19 protein-coding genes are annotated in these 16,800 nt (G+C 60.9%); 13 read left to right on the top strand and 6 right to left on the bottom strand.

Annotation, left to right across the window (positions count from 1 at the left end; genetic code table 11):
- Window positions 1–77 precede the first annotated feature (77 nt).
- From ACSV9I_RS00455 to ACSV9I_RS00440, 4 genes are all read left to right on the top strand, one after another.
- Window positions 78–422, top strand: coding sequence for a PepSY domain-containing protein (locus tag ACSV9I_RS00455; protein WP_438326518.1), 345 nt, complete (start codon window positions 78–80; stop codon window positions 420–422).
- Entirely contained in the window at window positions 422–1,084 is a 663-nt protein-coding gene (locus tag ACSV9I_RS00450; RefSeq protein ID WP_438326517.1) for a response regulator transcription factor, read from the top strand. The genes ACSV9I_RS00455 and ACSV9I_RS00450 overlap by 1 nt, the downstream gene beginning before the upstream one ends.
- Window positions 1,084–2,424, top strand: coding sequence for a sensor histidine kinase (locus ACSV9I_RS00445; RefSeq protein ID WP_438326516.1), 1,341 nt, complete (start codon window positions 1,084–1,086; stop codon window positions 2,422–2,424). The genes ACSV9I_RS00450 and ACSV9I_RS00445 overlap by 1 nt, the downstream gene beginning before the upstream one ends.
- Before the next feature lie 271 nt (window positions 2,425–2,695).
- The gene (locus tag ACSV9I_RS00440) at window positions 2,696–4,102 is read left to right on the top strand and encodes a DEAD/DEAH box helicase (RefSeq protein WP_156318516.1); all 1,407 of its coding nucleotides are present in this window, start codon (window positions 2,696–2,698) and stop codon (window positions 4,100–4,102) included.
- 76 nt (window positions 4,103–4,178) lie between these two features.
- On the opposite strand, the gene ACSV9I_RS00435 is transcribed toward ACSV9I_RS00440, so the two are convergent.
- Together ACSV9I_RS00435 and ACSV9I_RS00430 are read right to left on the bottom strand one after the other, a co-directional pair.
- On the bottom strand, window positions 4,179–4,823 hold the full coding sequence (locus ACSV9I_RS00435) for an MBL fold metallo-hydrolase (protein WP_054157711.1): 645 nt from the start codon (window positions 4,821–4,823) through the stop codon (window positions 4,179–4,181).
- A 71-nt stretch (window positions 4,824–4,894) separates the two neighbouring features.
- Complete coding sequence (locus ACSV9I_RS00430) at window positions 4,895–5,059, bottom strand: hypothetical protein (RefSeq protein WP_156318517.1); 165 nt, start codon at window positions 5,057–5,059, stop codon at window positions 4,895–4,897.
- Between the two features lie 306 nt (window positions 5,060–5,365).
- On the opposite strand from ACSV9I_RS00430, the gene ACSV9I_RS00425 reads away from it, so the two are divergent.
- From ACSV9I_RS00425 to ACSV9I_RS00415, 3 genes are read left to right on the top strand one after another with little or no spacing between them, the layout of a single operon-like run.
- Window positions 5,366–5,833, top strand: coding sequence for a MarR family winged helix-turn-helix transcriptional regulator (locus tag ACSV9I_RS00425; RefSeq protein WP_156318521.1), 468 nt, complete (start codon window positions 5,366–5,368; stop codon window positions 5,831–5,833).
- Window position 5,834: 1 nt separating this feature from the next.
- Complete coding sequence (locus ACSV9I_RS00420) at window positions 5,835–6,533, top strand: response regulator (RefSeq protein ID WP_054157713.1); 699 nt, start codon at window positions 5,835–5,837, stop codon at window positions 6,531–6,533.
- Window positions 6,534–6,578: 45 nt separating this feature from the next.
- Window positions 6,579–7,961: an ATP-binding protein gene (locus tag ACSV9I_RS00415; RefSeq protein ID WP_438326515.1), complete on the top strand. Its 1,383-nt coding sequence runs from the start codon at window positions 6,579–6,581 to the stop codon at window positions 7,959–7,961.
- A gap of 57 nt (window positions 7,962–8,018) precedes the next feature.
- Here the strand turns inward: ACSV9I_RS00415 and ACSV9I_RS00410 are convergent, their stop codons facing one another.
- The 4 genes from ACSV9I_RS00410 to ACSV9I_RS00395 form a co-directional block, all read right to left on the bottom strand.
- A complete protein-coding gene (locus ACSV9I_RS00410; RefSeq protein WP_438326514.1) occupies window positions 8,019–8,375 on the bottom strand; it encodes a tRNA-binding protein in 357 nt (118 codons plus the stop codon).
- Window positions 8,372–9,190, bottom strand: a complete 819-nt coding sequence (gene proC, locus ACSV9I_RS00405) for a pyrroline-5-carboxylate reductase (protein ID WP_438326513.1) — start codon at window positions 9,188–9,190, stop codon at window positions 8,372–8,374. The genes ACSV9I_RS00410 and proC overlap by 4 nt, the downstream gene beginning before the upstream one ends.
- 2 nt (window positions 9,191–9,192) lie before the next feature.
- Window positions 9,193–9,693 carry a YbjN domain-containing protein gene (locus tag ACSV9I_RS00400; RefSeq protein ID WP_054157716.1) on the bottom strand — a complete coding sequence of 167 codons (501 nt, stop codon included), beginning with the start codon at window positions 9,691–9,693 and terminating at the stop codon, window positions 9,193–9,195.
- A gap of 443 nt (window positions 9,694–10,136) precedes the next feature.
- Window positions 10,137–10,397: an accessory factor UbiK family protein gene (locus ACSV9I_RS00395; protein WP_438326512.1), complete on the bottom strand. Its 261-nt coding sequence runs from the start codon at window positions 10,395–10,397 to the stop codon at window positions 10,137–10,139.
- A 190-nt stretch (window positions 10,398–10,587) separates the two neighbouring features.
- On the opposite strand from ACSV9I_RS00395, the gene lgt reads away from it, so the two are divergent.
- The 6 genes from lgt to ACSV9I_RS00365 all read left to right on the top strand — a co-directional run bounded on the left by lgt (window position 10,588) and on the right by ACSV9I_RS00365 (window position 16,640).
- Window positions 10,588–11,439: a prolipoprotein diacylglyceryl transferase gene (lgt, locus tag ACSV9I_RS00390; RefSeq protein ID WP_438326511.1), complete on the top strand. Its 852-nt coding sequence runs from the start codon at window positions 10,588–10,590 to the stop codon at window positions 11,437–11,439.
- A gap of 8 nt (window positions 11,440–11,447) precedes the next feature.
- Entirely contained in the window at window positions 11,448–12,548 is a 1,101-nt protein-coding gene (locus tag ACSV9I_RS00385; RefSeq protein ID WP_438327639.1) for a class I SAM-dependent methyltransferase, read from the top strand.
- A gap of 132 nt (window positions 12,549–12,680) precedes the next feature.
- Window positions 12,681–13,475 (top strand): peptidoglycan editing factor PgeF, encoded by a 795-nt coding sequence (gene pgeF / locus ACSV9I_RS00380; protein WP_438326510.1) that lies wholly within the window; start codon window positions 12,681–12,683, stop codon window positions 13,473–13,475.
- 1 nt (window position 13,476) lies between these two features.
- Entirely contained in the window at window positions 13,477–14,628 is a 1,152-nt protein-coding gene (locus ACSV9I_RS00375) for a M24 family metallopeptidase (RefSeq protein WP_438326509.1), read from the top strand.
- Between the two features lie 201 nt (window positions 14,629–14,829).
- The gene (locus ACSV9I_RS00370) at window positions 14,830–15,561 is read left to right on the top strand and encodes a hypothetical protein (RefSeq protein ID WP_438326508.1); all 732 of its coding nucleotides are present in this window, start codon (window positions 14,830–14,832) and stop codon (window positions 15,559–15,561) included.
- 146 nt (window positions 15,562–15,707) lie between these two features.
- Window positions 15,708–16,640 carry a ribose-phosphate pyrophosphokinase gene (locus tag ACSV9I_RS00365; RefSeq protein WP_054157720.1) on the top strand — a complete coding sequence of 311 codons (933 nt, stop codon included), beginning with the start codon at window positions 15,708–15,710 and terminating at the stop codon, window positions 16,638–16,640.
- Window positions 16,641–16,800 lie beyond the last annotated feature (160 nt).

Here is a 16,800-nt window from a genome sequence, read left to right as displayed (position 1 = left end):
GATAGAGGCTCCGACCTGAGCGATAACTGACGGCGAATGTCAGCGAAATTTCAGCTTGGAAAGGCTAGGATTGGACCATGATCCCGCGCGCGCCTCGAAATCGTCACCCCACCTGCCTCTCTGCCATCGTCACACTGACCGTGGCGCTTGCCTTAGCGGCAATGGCGTCCGCACGGGCCGGCGATGACCACCACGGTCACGATAAGCTGCGTTCGGCCGTGGAAAATGGTCAGATTCTTTCCCTCGCCGAAATTGTTAAGATCGCAGTGTCGCATACAGGTGGCCAGGTCATCGACACGGAACTGGACGAGGACGACGACAGGCTTATCTATGAACTGCGCGTCCTCACCCCGAGCGGCCGGGTTCTTGAGGTCGTGATTGACGCGGCAACGGGCCGAATTGTGGAGATTGACGACGACTGATGCGCATTTTGCTGATTGAAGACGATGCCCGTATTGCCCGAGATGTCACGACCCAGCTCGAACGCGCAGGCTATACCGTGCTGCGCGAAAGTGATGGGGAGGCGGGTCTTTTCGCTGGCATGGAAGAGGATTTCACGACAGTGATCCTCGACCTCGGTCTACCCGGCCTCGACGGGTTGTCGATCTTGCGACGCTGGCGATCGGAGGGACGAACCATGCCGGTTCTCATCCTGACGGCCCGCGGCACCTGGCAGGAAAAGGTCGAGGGCATCGATGCTGGTGCCGATGACTATCTGCCCAAGCCTTTCCAGATCCCCGAACTGCTGGCACGGCTCCGCGCCATCATCAGACGCAGCGCAGGGCACGCCAGCCCCATCTTGTCCTTCGGCGACATCACGCTCGACATCAGAACAAAGGCCGTGACTCAATCGGGCCTGTCGATAGACCTCACCCCCATGGAGTACCGCTTTATCAGCCATCTCGCCTTGAATGCCGATCGCCATGTCTCCCAGGCGGAACTGACGGAACAGCTCTATGCCCAGGATTTCGAGAGGGACAGCAATTCCATCGAGGTGCTGGTCGGGCGTATCCGGCGCAAGCTCGGCCGCGATGCCGTTATGACAAAGCGCGGCTATGGCTACCGGATCGGCGGCGCCGACTGATGCACTCGATCCGCGCGCGCTTCGCCCTCGTCTCCTTGATTGGCGTCGGCTTGCTGCTCCTGCTTGCAGGCTTCGTATTTGTCGATCTGTTCAGCCGCAGCCTGGAGCGACGCCTCGACGAGGTGCTCGACCGCTATGCCACCACGATCATCGGCGATCTCCGCATCACGCCCGGCGGAGCCTTCACCCTGAGCGATCGCCAGCCGGATTCCCGGTTCGAAGAGCCGCTAGGCGGGCTCTATTGGCAGATTGTCGATGATCGCGGCACGCAGTTGCGCTCTCAGTCTCTCTGGGACATTGCACTCAACCTGCCGGCGCAAGCCGGCGAACCGGGAGCCATTTTGCAATATCGGCTGGAAGGCCCGGGCGACACCACGCTGCTCGCTCACGAGCGCGTCGTAGTGATCGGGAAAGGAGCCGACACACGCCGTCTGCGTGTAGTGATCGCCATGGATACCGCAAGCCTCGTTGCCGCTAGCCGCGCCTTCATGTTCGATATCATTCCCTATATGGCGATCCTCGCGGCCGTGCTGGTCGGTCTGTCTGCGCTACAATCGACGGTCGGCCTTCACCCACTTGTCCGTCTCAATCAGGGCCTGGATCGCATCCGCAGGCGCGAAGCCGACCGTCTTGAGGGCGTTTACCCAACGGAACTTCAGGCAACGGCGGCCGCAGTCAATCGCCTGCTCGACGAACAGTCCCGCACGATCGAGAAGGCCCGCGCTCGCGCCGGCGACCTTGCCCATGGCCTGAAGACCCCGCTCACCGTCTTGTCCAACGATGCTCAGACACTAATAGACCGGGGCGACAACCAGCTCGGCCAGGAACTGGCCCATATCGCCGAGGTCATGCAGGCCCATGTGCATCGCGAGTTGACGCGCAGTCGCATCGCCATCAACCGCAGCGCCCGCAAGGAAGACGCCCTCCTCGCCTCAACAGTCGCTAATCTAGTCAGAACGCTGAAGCGTACCCCGAATGGCGAAGTTCTCGAATGGACTGTTGAGATCGCCGAGAATCTGACCGTGCCCGTTGACCCCATGGATCTTGGCGAGATGCTCGGCAATATCCTGGAAAATGCCAGCAAATGGGCGCGCAAAAGTGTGGATGTCCGGGCCACCGGGAGTGCTGATGGGGTGCAGTTGACGATTGCCGACGATGGTCCGGGCGTCGAGAAACAGCGACTGAGGGACCTGAGTGAACGCGGGTTGCGTCTTGACATGCGCATGCCGGGCCATGGACTCGGTCTTTCAATCGTTCAGGAAATTGCCGAGGTCTATGGTATCACGCTTCGTTTCCGCAATGGTGACGCAGGCGGCCTTGAAGTCGACATCGGCTTTTGAGGAGGTTATTGTGCAATGCACTTGACTTCTGCGCCAAACAAGCGCATCAGCACGTCAGCTTTCCCTTCCGGCCGCCGCGTGAGCGAGCCCAGCGACATCTGAGACGCGAAGAAGGTGAGGCGCGAAATGTTGAGGGTGGTACGTCTACCCGAGCGCCGGAAAGCTTTTTTCCAACTTACAAGTTCCCAAATCACGCGGGGTTCTTGACGCCAATGCCAGCCAGTTCGCAAATCTGCGATCTGGTCGAAAGGCTTTTGGCGCCCCGAAAGGTATGACTTTGACCACTTTCGATGATCTTGGCCTCTCCAAGAATATCGTCGCGACGCTGACGACGCTCGGCTTCACGACCCCCACTCCTATTCAGGAAAAGGGCATCCCCGTCGTCCTGAGCGGACGTGACCTCATCGGTCTCGCCCAGACCGGCACCGGCAAGACGGCCGCTTTCGGCCTCCCGATGATCGAGATGCTTCTCAAGGACGAGAAGCGCCCCGACAACCGCACCACCCGCGCTCTCATTCTCGCCCCGACCCGCGAGCTGGTGAACCAGATCGGCGAGAACCTGCGCAGCTACCTGCGTCGCCTGCCGCTGAAGATCAATCAGGTCGTCGGTGGCGCCTCCATCGGCAAGCAGCAGCTACAGCTCGAAAAGGGCACCGACATTCTCGTCGCCACGCCTGGCCGCCTGCTCGACCTGATCGCCCGCAATGCGATTTCGCTGCGCGCCGTGCGTTACCTCGTTCTCGACGAAGCCGACCAGATGCTGGACCTCGGCTTCATTCATGACCTGCGCAAGATCTCGAAGATGGTCCCGCCGAAGCGCCAGACCCTGCTCTTCTCGGCAACCATGCCGCCGTCGATCGCCGATCTCGCCGCAAGCTTCCTGACCGACCCGCTCAAGGTCGCCGTCTCCCCTCCGGGCAAGGCGGCCGACAAGGTCGAGCAACATGTGCATTTCGTCGCCGGCCAGAACGCCAAGACGGAAATGCTGAAGAAGATCCTCAACGACAACCCGGATGGCCGCTCCATCGTCTTCCTGCGCACCAAGCATGGCGCGGAAAAGCTGATGAAGCACCTCGACGCCACCGGTTATTCCGTCGCCTCGATCCACGGCAACAAGAGCCAGGGCCAGCGCGAGCGCGCCTTGAAGGGCTTCCGTGATGGCGAGATCAAGACGCTGATCGCCACCGACGTTGCCGCGCGCGGCATCGACATCCCGGCCGTCTCCCACGTCTTCAACTACGACCTGCCGGAAGTGCCGGACGCTTACGTCCACCGCATCGGCCGTACGGCCCGCGCCGGTCGCGAAGGCATTGCCATTGCGTTTTGCGGTCCCGACGAAGGTCGCCTGCTGCGGGACGTCGAAAAGCTGATGGGCATCGAGATCCCGGTCGCCTCTGGCGAACCGCCGGCAAACCTCGCACGCCCGGCGCGTCCGCAGCGTCGCGGTGGTGGCGGTGGTGCTGGCGGCAACAACCGCAACCATCAGGGTCAGGGCCAGGGTCGCGGCAAGTCCGAAGGCGGCGCCAAGGCTGATGGTCGTCCGGCCAAGACCGGTCACCGCAAGGGCGGCAATCGTCCGGCCGGTGGCGGCGGCCAGGGTCAGGGTCGTCCAGCAACCGGCGGCCAGGGTCGTCCCGCTCGCTCGGGCACCGCAGGCGGACGTCGCCGCGAGGCATAAGCCGACGCAGCAGCAAGTTAAAGAAATGGCGCGACCTCGGTCGCGCCATTTTTGCATCAACGGTTCAAATCGGACCTTACAGCCCCTGAATGAACGGATTGCTGCGCCGCTCGTCGCCGATCCGGCTACCGGGGCCGTGTCCGCAGATGAAGCCGACATCATCACCGAGTGGCAGGACCTTGTCGCGGATCGATGCCATCAACACCGCATGATCGCCGCCAGGCAGATCGGTTCGGCCAACAGAGCCGGCAAACAGCACGTCGCCCAGATGGGCAAACTTCTGAGCACGATTGAAGAAGATCACATGACCCGGCGCATGGCCCGGGCAATGATAGACCTCAAATTCGTGGCCGGCGAAGGAAAGCCGGTCGCCATCCTCAAGCCAGCGATCAGGTTCGACGCTGCGCATTCCATCGATCCCGTATGTGGCCGCCTGGGTCTCGATCCGCTGCAGCAGCGGCAGGTCGTCCCGATGCGGCCCGATGATATCGAGGCCGGTCTTTTCCTTCAGTTCAGCTGCTCCGCCGGCGTGATCCAGATGCCCGTGCGTCAGCCAGATTTCCTTGAGCGTGATCTGGTTTTCTTCGATAACCTTGAGGATCACATCCACATCGCCACCCGGATCGACGATCACACCCTCGCGGGTCTCGTCATCAAACAGGATCGTACAGTTCTGCTGAAAGGGGGTGACGGGGATGATTCCGGCTTGAACCTGGCCCATGGCAAGCGCTCTCCTTGTTCGCGACATCAGCGGCCCGCATAGCATGCCGCCGTCGCCACGCGAAGCGATCGTCAGCGCGAAAGACCATAGGCTTGCACAATCGGCGTCTCGGGGGCCACCGCGACCTGGGAAATCAGAAATGCGGCAACGGCGATCTTCGCGGTAAACACGAGGATAGCGACGTTGCGCAGACCCGATCCGCTCTGCGGCGCTTGGGCTTGGTTCAAAACCATCATGGCACGATACTTCCTGGTTTGTTGCGCCACCCGGCGGCGGCGATTGTCGGACGAGCTTGATTGTCTGCTCCGTGAAACGACGAGCGCGCCTGTAGGTTTCACAAGATTGGTCCGGTTTTGCGATACCCGCGATTTTGTTGGAAATTTGCCACAGTTGTGCATAGGTTGCGCCGCAAGGCCGGGTGGGACGACACCTGGCATAGGACAAAGATTCGCGACCTTGGCTGATGCCGGATCGCTGAGAAGAAGGACAAAAGCGTGGTTCGCCAGTCTGCGGCAAAGACTGCCAAGAAGACATTGCCGGAAATGCCGGTCGTTGACGACAAGGCTATCGATTTCGAGACCATCGAGAATCTGTTTTTTGCCTATCGCGACTTCGTCTCCGATCCGGACGCAATCCTGGCCAAGCTCGGTTACGGGCGGGCACACCATCGCGTCGTGCATTTTGTCGGTCGCCGGCCGGGCATGACGGTGGCCGATCTCCTCGCGATCCTGCAGATCACCAAGCAGAGCCTCGCCCGCGTGCTGAAGGAACTGATCGACAGCGGCTATATCCGCCAGATGGCGGGCCCCGCCGATCGACGCCAACGCCGCCTTTATCCGACCCTTGCCGGCCGCGAACTGGCGCTCGCCCTCTGCGAACCACAGTCACGCCGGATCGCAGCCGCCATGGACGGAATGACGGACGAGGAACGCTCCGCCGTTCGCCGTTTCCTCGCCGGCATGCAGGGCCAGACGGTGGAGCCTGCCATCGATACCGACGGAGTGGAATGACGTGAGCAGCAAACCTCTTGCCGACGATGCGGCCCATCTTCTTGTCGTCGACGACGACAAGCGTATCCGCGAACTCCTGCACCGTTTCCTCACTGAAAAGGGGTTTCGGGTCTCCGTCGCCGCTGATGCGGCGGAAGCGCGACGCAAGCTGGAGGGACTCGATTTCGACCTTCTGGTTCTCGACGTCATGATGCCGGGCGAAAACGGACTGCAACTGACCCAGAGCCTCTCCGAGGACAAGCGCGTTCCAGTCATCCTCCTCACGGCCCGCTCGGAGGCCGATTCCCGCATTGCAGGCCTCGAGGCCGGTGCCGACGACTATCTCGCCAAACCCTTCGATCCGCGTGAACTCGTGCTGCGCATCAACAATATCCTGAAGCGCAACAGCAATCCGGACCAGCCGAAGATCGACCAGGTGATGTTCGGCCCTTACACCTTCTCGTTCCTGCGCAAGGAATTGCGCAAGGGTGCAGAAGTGATCCGGCTGACCGATCGCGAACAGGAAATCATGTACTTGTTCGCCACACGCGCCGGTGAGACTATTCCCCGCCATGAACTGGTGGCGGAGGATACCGATGTCGGCGAACGCACAATCGACGTGCAGATCAACCGCCTTCGACGGAAAATCGAGGACGATCCCGCCAATCCGCTATGGCTGCAGACGGTGCGTGGCATCGGCTATCGCCTCAGTATGGACTGAGACGACAGGACGCCCCGGCTTTGAGCGCCGGGGAAACGGAGGCCCATGACGCTCTTCGACCAGATCCGCAGGGACCGGGAAAAAGGTCCAGCCACAGGCTTTGCCGTCGCCACCCGCTGGCTGCGCTACCGGCTTCCGACGGGACTCTTCGCGCGCTCGATCCTGATCATCATTCTGCCCATGCTAATCCTGCAGACGGTCGTTGCCTTCGTCTTCATGGAGCGACACTGGCAACTGGTCACAGAGCGTCTGTCGGCTGCCGTCACACGCGACATTTCCGCAGTCATCGAACTGCTCGATCGCTATCCGGGTGCTGAAGATTTTGACCAGATCGTCGATGTCGCCGCCAGCCGGTTGAACCTGATCGTCTCGCGCGAACCGGGCACAGAGCTTCCGCCCCCGCGGCCCCGGCCGTTCTTCTCGATTCTGGACCAGATCCTGTCAGACGAAATCGAGCGGCAGATCCGTCGCCCCTTCTGGATCGACACCGTCGGCGATTCACGCCTGGTCGAGATCCGCATCGTGCTCGGCGACAATACGCTGCGCATTCTCGCCCGACGCAGCGAGGCCTACGCCTCCAACACGCATATCTTCCTCGTCTGGATGGTCTCGACTGCGCTCGTGCTGATCGTCATCTCCATCCTCTTCCTGCGCGGCCAGATCCGACCGATCCTTGCACTCGCGGATGCGGCGGAAAGCTTCGGCAAGGGACAAAGGCCGCCGGGCGGATTTTCGCCCCGCGGCGCCGACGAGGTCCGTCGCGCCGGCCTTGCCTTCATCCTGATGCGCGAGCGCATCGAACGCCAGATTGAGCAGCGGACCGCGATGCTGGCCGGCGTCAGTCATGATCTGCGCACCATCCTGACCCGCTTTCGCCTGCAACTGGCTCTGACCGGCGATGGACCCGAACTGGACAGCCTGAACCAGGATGTCGACGACATGCAGAGCATGCTCGAGGGCTATCTCGAATTCGCCAAGGGCGAGATCGAAGAGGATGTCGGCTGCCTCGATCTGACCGTCCTGTTTTCAAAGCTCGACGACGATTTCGCCCTGCACGGCAAGACGCTGACATGGCGCATCGAAGGTGAAAGCACCGTTCAAGTGCGCCCGAATGCCTTTGCACGACTGGTGACCAATCTCGCCTCGAATGCACGCCGCTATGCAAACACACTGGAGATCGTCGCCCGGCAAACGCCGAAATGGCTGGTCGTCACATTCGACGATGACGGCCCGGGCATTCCTGCCGACTCGCGTGACGACGTGTTCAAGCCCTTCTTCCGGCTTGATGAGGCACGCAATCTGGATGCATCGGGCACCGGGCTTGGCCTCGCAATCGCGCGCGACATCGCGCGCAGCCATGGCGGCAACGTCGTGCTCGAGGACAGCCACCTTGGCGGCCTGCGAGCCGTCATCCGCGTGCCGTTGTAATCTGCGATTTTGGATGGGCGGTATAAGCCAAGAGGGCGACACGATCGCCCTGCCCGCTCACATCAGCTTTTGACCATTGGCGACAGGCCGTTCAACAGCGGTCAGCACGATTGCGCCGTTTTCGTCTTCGAAGCCGAGCGTGAGAACTTCCGAACGGAAGGGGCCAATCTGGCGCGGCGGAAAATTGACGACGCCAAGCACTTGCCGGCCGAGCAGCGTCTCCGGCGTGTAGTGCACGGTGATCTGCGCGGATGACTTCTTCACGCCGATGTCAGGGCCGAAATCGATCTTCAGCTTGAAGGCTGGCTTGCGCGCTTCCGGAAAGCTCTCGACCTCAATGATCGTGCCGACCCGGATATCGACCTTCTCGAAATCGGCAAAGGTGATGGTGGTTGTCTCCGGCGTATTCGTCACTGCGCCAGTTCCTCAGCCCTTTTGCGTGCCGCCTCGATGGCCACATCGAACAACGGCTGCATTCCGTTGGGCGCCATCAGCACGGAGAGCGCAGCCGCAGTCGTGCCGCCGGGCGATGTCACATTCTTGCGCAGCGTATCGGCAGGGTCGGGGGACTGGTGTAGCAGTTCACCAGCCCCCGCGACCGTTTCCCGCGCGAGACGCATGGCAAGGTCCGCCGGCAGGCCGGATTTCCGCCCTGCCTCTGCCATGCACTCGACGAGATAAAAAACATAGGCCGGACCGCTGCCTGAAAGCGCAGTCACGGCATTGATAGCATCTTCGCTGTCGACCCATTCGACGGGCCCGGAAACCTTGAGCAGACGATGAACCACATCGCGCTGCGCCCCGCTGACTGCGGCATTGGCGAATGCGCCGGTCACGCCGCGACCGATCATCGCTGGTGTATTCGGCATGGCGCGCACCATGGCCGCCTCGCCCAGATGGCTCTCCATCGAAGCTAATGTCTTGCCGGCCGCCACAGATACGACTGTCGTCTGCGGACCAACGAGGCTCTTCAGCCCGGGAAGAACGGCATCCATGACCTGGGGCTTCAGCGCAAGGAAGAGAATGTCAGCTTTGAGATTATCAGGCGCCGAAACCGAGTGGCGCGCGCCCGCATCGCGGATCTTCGCCATCATCGTCTCGGATGGACCGGGATCAACAATCGTTACGGAAGACCCCGGCACGCCACTCTTCAGCCAGCCGGACAGCATGGCGCCGCCCATATTGCCAGCGCCGACGAGAACGATCTGCCCGAAAGCGGATTGCGTCATGCTCAGGCTTCTCCAACCGTCTCGAACAGAACCGCGTCCATGGCGGACTTGGCGTCCATGCCGGACCAGACGACGAACTGAAAAGCCTGGTAATAGGCTTCACAAGCTTCGACGGCAGAGGAAAGAAGCACTTCGACTTGGCGATTGGTCGGCTCTGCGCCGCCGGCAAGCAGCAGCGACTGGCGGAAGATCACCACGTCCTCGTTCCGCCACAGGTCGAAATGCCCCATCAGCACCTGACCATTGACGAAGGACAGAAGGCGGATGACTTCATTGACGCGCGCCTCGGGAATCTTCAGGTCGAAGGCGGAGGCCAGATGCAGCGCTTCGAACTCCTCCATCCAGGAGAACGAGACCTGATAATCCGACCAACGGCCGGAGACGGTCATCGCGAGTTCGTCTTCGCCGGAACGCTCGAACGACCAATCATTGGTCGCAGCGACAAACTCGATCATATCGACCGGGTTCGACTGGCGTTCGACTTCCATTTCCATGAGGCTCATGCATCACCTTCTCGACCGGACGCGCCTACCCCTCCAGCAAAAGCCGGGAAACGCAGACACCAGAACCGGAAACAACATTGAAAATGATTCTTATGGACCCCAGGGTAGAAGACGCACCCTGTCCGAAACTTACGCAGGACCGTTTAGAATCATCATTTAAAATCAGTGTATAATCGCCGGACCGAAGCACCAGCCCCCTTATGCGGTTTTGCGGTTGTACCCTGTGGATGAACCTTCGGGAATCGCGTGTGATTTGCCCGATAAGCGACTCTGGCGATTGGCTTTTTAGGACCTATCCACACCCCCCAATTTTTTCCTGTATCAAACCCGCGACTTTCCTCTGCAAGGCACTGAAAACGCAAAAAGACCCGCAGCGACGAACTGCGGGCCTCCAATTTTGTCTCAAGTGATTTGCCGAGCGAGCGGCGACGCGCCTCTGGCTGTCAGCCGGCCTTACTGGCGAGCTCGGCTTCCAGCGCCTCGATCCTCTTCAGCAACTGGTCGTTTTCCTCGCGCGCCTTCAAGGCCATCTCGCGAACGACATCAAACTCTTCGCGCTTCACCACATCGAGACTGTTCAGCCAACGCTCGGCCTGGGCGTGAAATGCGGTCTCGACTTCACGGCGCACGCCTTGAGCGGCACCGGCGGCGTCCGTCATGAGCTTGGCAAAATCATCAAGGATACGGTTGGACCCTGTGGTCATGGGATGGCTCCTCTCAAAGCAAAAAGACGACGAAACACATTTCTACTGCTTGAGGTAGGACTAACGTCACTCCCATGCAAGGTTCCGCGGGTGATAATGGTCGTTGATGAGGCCGCACGCTCAAGCGATTCCGTCTTGACCGTCCCATATCGCAACGCCATTTTCGCCCAGCATCAACGAAAGTAACCCATTGTTGTCAGTTCTGGACCTTTTCGCCGCAGTGTCCTTTCCCGCGATCGATCCGATCGCATTCTCGATCGGGCCGCTTTCTGTGCACTGGTACGGTCTCGCCTATGTTGCTGGCATCCTTCTCGGTTGGCTCGTGGCCCGTGATCTCCTGAAGCGCCAGACACTCTGGCCGAACGGCACGCCGCCTGCGACCCTCCAGCAGATCGACGACTTCATCTTATGGTCTGCGATTGGCATCGTGGCCGGTGGACGGCTGGGTTATATCCTGTTCTACGATTTCGCCGCCGTTGCCGAAAATCCGATGCGCGCGCTTGAGGTTTGGAATGGCGGCATGTCCTTCCATGGCGGCTTCATCGGTGCGACGCTCGCCATGGTCTTCTTCGCCCGCAAACATGGCCTGCCGCTGTGGAGCCTGTTCGACATTGTTGCAAGCGTAGCTCCGCTTGGCATCTTTTTCGGCCGTATCGCCAATTTCATCAATGGCGAACTCTGGGGACGCCCCGCCGACCTGCCCTGGGCCATGGCCTTTCCGACCGGTGGTCCCTTCCCCCGGCATCCAAGCCAACTTTACGAAGCTGCACTCGAAGGCCTGCTGCTCTTTCTTCTGCTGCAGGCGCTTGGCCGGCTCGGCTCCCTGAAACACCCCGGCCGCATCACCGGCATATTCGTGACGGCCTACGCAGCCGCCCGGATTTTCGTCGAATTCTTCCGCGAACCGGATGCCCAGATCGGCTATCTCGTCGGCGGCTGGCTGACCATGGGCATGGTCTTGTCACTGCCAATGCTGCTGATTGGGATTGCAATCATCGCGCGATCGCTCCGCGTGGCCAATGCGACAGGGACGGAGGCATGACCATGCAGATCGAAACCCCGCTTGCCGAGAAGATCAAGTCGCTCATCGTCGCGAATGGACCGATCAGCATTTCCGATTTCTTCGCGCTCTGCCTCGCAGATCCAGAGCACGGCTACTACAAGACACGCCACCCTTTCGGCCGCGCCGGTGATTTTGTCACGGCACCGGAAATCAGCCAGCTGTTCGGCGAAATGCTGGGCGTCTTCATGATCGACACATGGCAGCGCCATGGTGAACCTCGGGACGTCCGCCTCGTCGAAATCGGCCCCGGCCGTGGCACGATGATGGCCGACATGCTGCGGGTCATAGCGCGCGCGGCACCTGGCCTTTACGAGACTGCAAACGTCCATCTCGTCGAGACGAGCGGCCTGCTGAAACTCACGCAACGGGAAAGCCTTGCCAGTCACGGTGACAAGATCACCTGGCACGACAGTTTCGACGAAGTACCGGAAGGCTTCACCCTGCTCGCCGCCAATGAACTGTTCGACGCAATCCCGATCCGCCAGTTTGTGAAGACACCGGCAGGCTTCGTCGAGCGCATGGTCGGCCTTGGCCAGGCGGGCGAACTCAGCTTCACCCTGGGAACGGCGATCCTCGATGCGTCGATGCTGCCGGAAGGCATAAGCCCGCCAGCGGACGGCGCAATCTTTGAAGTTGCGCCGGCCCGTCAATCGGTGATGCTGACCATTTGCGAACGTTTGCGCGCCTGCCATGGCACCGCGCTGATCATCGACTATGGCCACATGGTCACCAACTATGGCGATACGCTGCAGGCCGTGCGGGCCCATCAGTTCGACCCGCCGCTCGCCCATCCGGGGCTCGCCGATCTCACCAGCCATGTCGACTTCGAAAACCTCGCCCGCACAGCAGTGGCAGCCGGCATACACCTGAATGGCTGCATGCATCAGGGCGATTTTCTCGTTGGCCTGGGCATTGAGGAACGCGCCTCGGCACTTGGCCGCGGCAAGGACGAAGCGACCCAGCAAGGCATTATTGATGCGGTCACCCGGCTTGCGGCGGCCGGCAACGGCAATATGGGCGAGTTGTTCAAGGTCATGGCCGTCTCCTCGCCTGCTCTGCAACTTGCACCATTTCGGGTCAGGCATTGACAGGAGGGCGCGAGGTCGACACCATCGCGCCCGAACCGAATACGCATATTTCGAAATTTATCGAACGATTACAGGTTCTTCGACCGAATACTCACCACGGACGAAGAAGCCCTGATCGGTGGAGAACGGACCATGACGTCCCCCGAAAAACCCGGCCCGATCACCTCAAACAGCCTGTCCAATCTGAAGACCAGCGGCATTCGCCACGGCTTCTTCACCCGGCAGGGCGGCGTCTCGGAGGGCATCTATCGTGGCCTTAATGTCGGCGTCGGGTCGAATGACGAGCGCGAGCACGTCGTCGAAAACCGCCGCCGCGTCGCCGAATGGTTTCAACTTGGCCCGGATCGGCTCGCCACCGCCCACCAGGTGCACTCTCCCGATGCCGTCGTCGTCTCGGCCGATCATGACGGCACGCGACCAAAGGCAGACGCGCTGGTGACGGCGACACCCGGCATCATCCTCGGCGTTCTGACTGCAGACTGCGGCCCCATTCTCTTCGCAGACCCCGAAAACCGCGTCATCGGTGCGGCCCATGCCGGCTGGAAGGGCGCACTCGACGGCGTGCTTGAAAACACCATCGAAGCAATGATCGGGCTCGGCGCAAAGCGTGGCAGCATCCGAGCAACGCTCGGCCCATCCATATCTAGAGGCAACTACGAGGTCGGCCCGGAATTCGTCGAGCGTTTCGTCGCCCGCGACGCTGCCTACGAACAGTTTTTCACGCCATCCACGACGCCCGGTCATTCCATGTTCGATCTCCCCGCGCTGACCGTGATGCGCCTGACGAAGGCCGGCGTCGCGGCCGACTGTCTGGGACTGTGCACCTATGCGGATCCTGAGGCGTTCTATTCCTATCGCCGGACCACCCATGCCGGCGAACCCGATTATGGCCGGCAGATTTCGGCGATCGCGATGACGGAGAACTGATATGGCACTGCATTTCACCGAGGCCGAATTCGCGGAACGCCGGGCCCGCCTGACCGCGCGCATGGCAGAAGACAAGCTCGACGCCATGCTGCTCTTCGCCCAGGAGAGCATGTACTGGCTGACGGGTTACGACACATTCGGCTTCTGCTTCTTCCAGGTGCTGGTCGTGAAGGCCGACGGCAGCATGACGCTCCTCACCCGCTCGCCCGACCTGCGCCAGGCCAAGCAGACCTCGACCATCGACAATATCCTGGTCTGGGTTGACAGGATGAATGCCGATCCCACCGTCGATCTGCGCAATCTCCTCAATGATCTCGATCTTCTTGGCATGCGGGTCGGCATCGAATACGACACCCATGGCATGACCGGCCGCGTCGCGCGGCTTCTCGATAATCAGCTGAATAATTTCTGCGAAACCATCGACGCCTCCTATCTGGTCAGCGATTTGCGGATCATCAAAAGCGCTGCTGAAATTGCCAAAGTCCGGCAGGCGGCCGCACTCGCCGATGGCGCACTCGACGCCGCACGCCCGCTGATCGGTGCCGGCCGCAGCGAAGCGGATATCCTCGCCGCCATGCAGGCCGCCATCCTCGCCGGTGGCGGTGATTATGCGGCCAATAATTTTGTCATTGGTTCGGGCGAAGACGCGCTTCTCTGCCGTTACAAGTCGGGCCGTCGCACGCTCGCGGAAAACGATCAACTGACCCTCGAATGGGCCGGCGCCTCGGCCCACTATCACGCGCCGATGCTGCGAACACTCGTCATCGGCCAGCCGAGCTCGCGCCATCGCGAACTGTTCAACGCCGCCCTTGAGGGCATGAAGGCCATCGAACACGTCCTGCGCCCAGGCCACACATTCGGCGAGGTTTTCGACGTTCACGCCAAGGTAATGGACGACCGCGGCCTTACGCGGCAGCGTTTCAACAAGTGCGGCTATTCAGTCGGCGCCCGCTTTGCGCCATCCTGGATGGAGCATCAGATGTTCCTCGCCGGAAACACCCAGGAAATCCTGCCCGACATGACGCTGTTTGCCCATATGATCATCATGGACAGCGACCGGCAGACAGCCATGACCCTTGGCCAGACTTACCTGACCACCGACACGGCACCGGAGGCGCTTTCGCGACATCCGCTCGAGCTGATCCTTGCCTGACCGACCGGAACCCGCCAGTTCCGGGAGTTGACAGGCAATCTTGGGAGGCCGCATAACTCCCTGCATGAACTCAGGAAAGGATCACCCTCGGTGAGACAATCCGTATCCCCGGCGACGGGTTTGATCTTTCGCCCGACGTGGCGGTTGAACGCGACCCTCGCGCTCGCCATTTTGCTTGCGGGCTGCAATAGCACTGAGGTCATGACGCCACGCGCCGAAGTCGGCGATGGCAGCCAGACCGGCGCCTACACCCAATCGACCGGCCAGTATGCGGCAGCAGCACCGACCCAGCCCGTCCAGTCGGCGCCGCTCTCAAGTGGCGGCTACGAGCCCCCGATGCGCGGTCCCCAGAACACACTCGAAGCGCAGGCAGCGGCATTGGCGCAAGGCGGACAGAACCCTGCAGCCTCGCGTCCGCTCGACAACGCGGCCTATCAAGAATTTCCTGAAGCGCCGCAGTCGGATTCAAACGAGGTCAGCCAGCAGCAACAACAGCCACAACAGCCGGCGCGTGCACAGCAACAGCAGCAAGCCTCCCTGCCACCGTCCGGCGGCGCACAGGCCGCCGGCGGCACCATCCGCTTTCTCCCGATCATCGGCGCTCCGGTCCAGGCGGTCACGCCCTTGTCCCGCCAGCTCGGTGCCGAGGCCCGTGCCCGTGGCCTGACGATCAAAAGCGCCAATGATGCCAACAGCGAACATATTCTGAAGGGGTACTTCTCCGCCTTCTCCGACAGCGGCAAGGTCACCATTACCTATGTCTGGGACGTGCTTGACGCAGCAGGAGGACGCCTCCACCGCATTCAGGGGCAGGAAACCGTGCCTTCCGGGGCGAAGGATCCCTGGGCCGCCGTGCCCGCATCCGTTATGCAACAGATCGCAACCAAGAGCATGAATGAGTATATGCAATGGCGAAATGCCCAATCTGGGTAAGGCAAACAGGCCGGCTTGCGGCACGCTTGCGACACTTCTCGTTGATCCATTAACCGAAAATATGGGCGCGACGGTCCAAACCACTTGCATTCAGGGGGAACGTCGCTAAAAAGCGCCCATCTCAGCATGGTAACAGGCGGGCCAAGATGAAGGTTTTCGCAGGTAATTCGAACCGGCAACTTGCCGAAACGATCTGCTCCTATCTCAAAGTACCACTCGGCAAGGCCAGCGTCCGCCGCTTCGCAGACCAGGAAATCTTCGTCGAAATCCAGGAAAACGTCCGCGGCGAAGACGTCTTCGTGGTCCAGTCGACGTCGTTCCCGACGAACGACCATCTGATGGAATTGTTGATCATGATCGACGCCTTCCGTCGTTCCTCGGCACGCCGCATCACCGCCGTCCTGCCCTATTTCGGTTACGCGCGTCAGGATCGCAAACCTGGTCCACGCACGCCGATTTCGGCCAAGCTCGTCGCCAACCTGATCACCGAAGCTGGCGCCGACCGAGTTCTCACACTCGATCTGCATGCCGGACAAATCCAGGGCTTCTTCGACATACCGACCGACAATCTGTATGCGGTGCCGCTTCTCGCCCGGGACATCAAGGAACACTACGACACCAACAATGTCATGGTTGTGTCTCCGGACGTCGGCGGCGTGGTCCGTGCCCGATCTGTGGCCAAGCGTCTCGACTGTCTTCTGGCGATCGTTGACAAGCGCCGTGATCGGCCGGGTGAATCCGAGGTCATGAACGTGATTGGTGATGTGACGGGCAAGGACTGCATCCTGATCGACGACATTGTCGATTCCGGCGGCACCTTGTGCAACGCCGCAGAAGCGCTTCTGAAGAACGGCGCTACCAGCGTGACGGCCTACATCACCCACGGCGTACTGTCGGGCGGCGCCGTCACCCGCGTTGCCTCTTCGAAACTTCGCGAACTTGTGATCACAGACTCCATCCAGCCCACGACGGCTGTTCAGTCGGCTCACAACATTCGCGTTCTTTCGACAGCGACGCTTCTCGGCGAAGCAATCAACCGCACCAGCCTCGAAGAGTCGGTCTCCAGTCTGTTCGACTGAGCCTCTCCCAACATCAGGCACTTTACCAACGTAAGCCGCTTACCCTTGCGTAAAGCGGCTTTATTTCCTATGGCTTGTACTTCTGACGAGGCAGATGTTCATCTGCTTCACCTCCGGTCCAGATAGACGCCATGGCATTGACTGTCGACGCTCTGCTACA

The organism is Rhizobium sp. G187, from assembly GCF_051549525.1.
In the GTDB taxonomy this organism is placed as follows: domain Bacteria; phylum Pseudomonadota; class Alphaproteobacteria; order Rhizobiales; family Rhizobiaceae; genus Allorhizobium.
The sequence above is the reverse complement of the archived record's forward strand: the minus strand, read 5'-3'. Positions and strand labels throughout refer to the sequence as shown.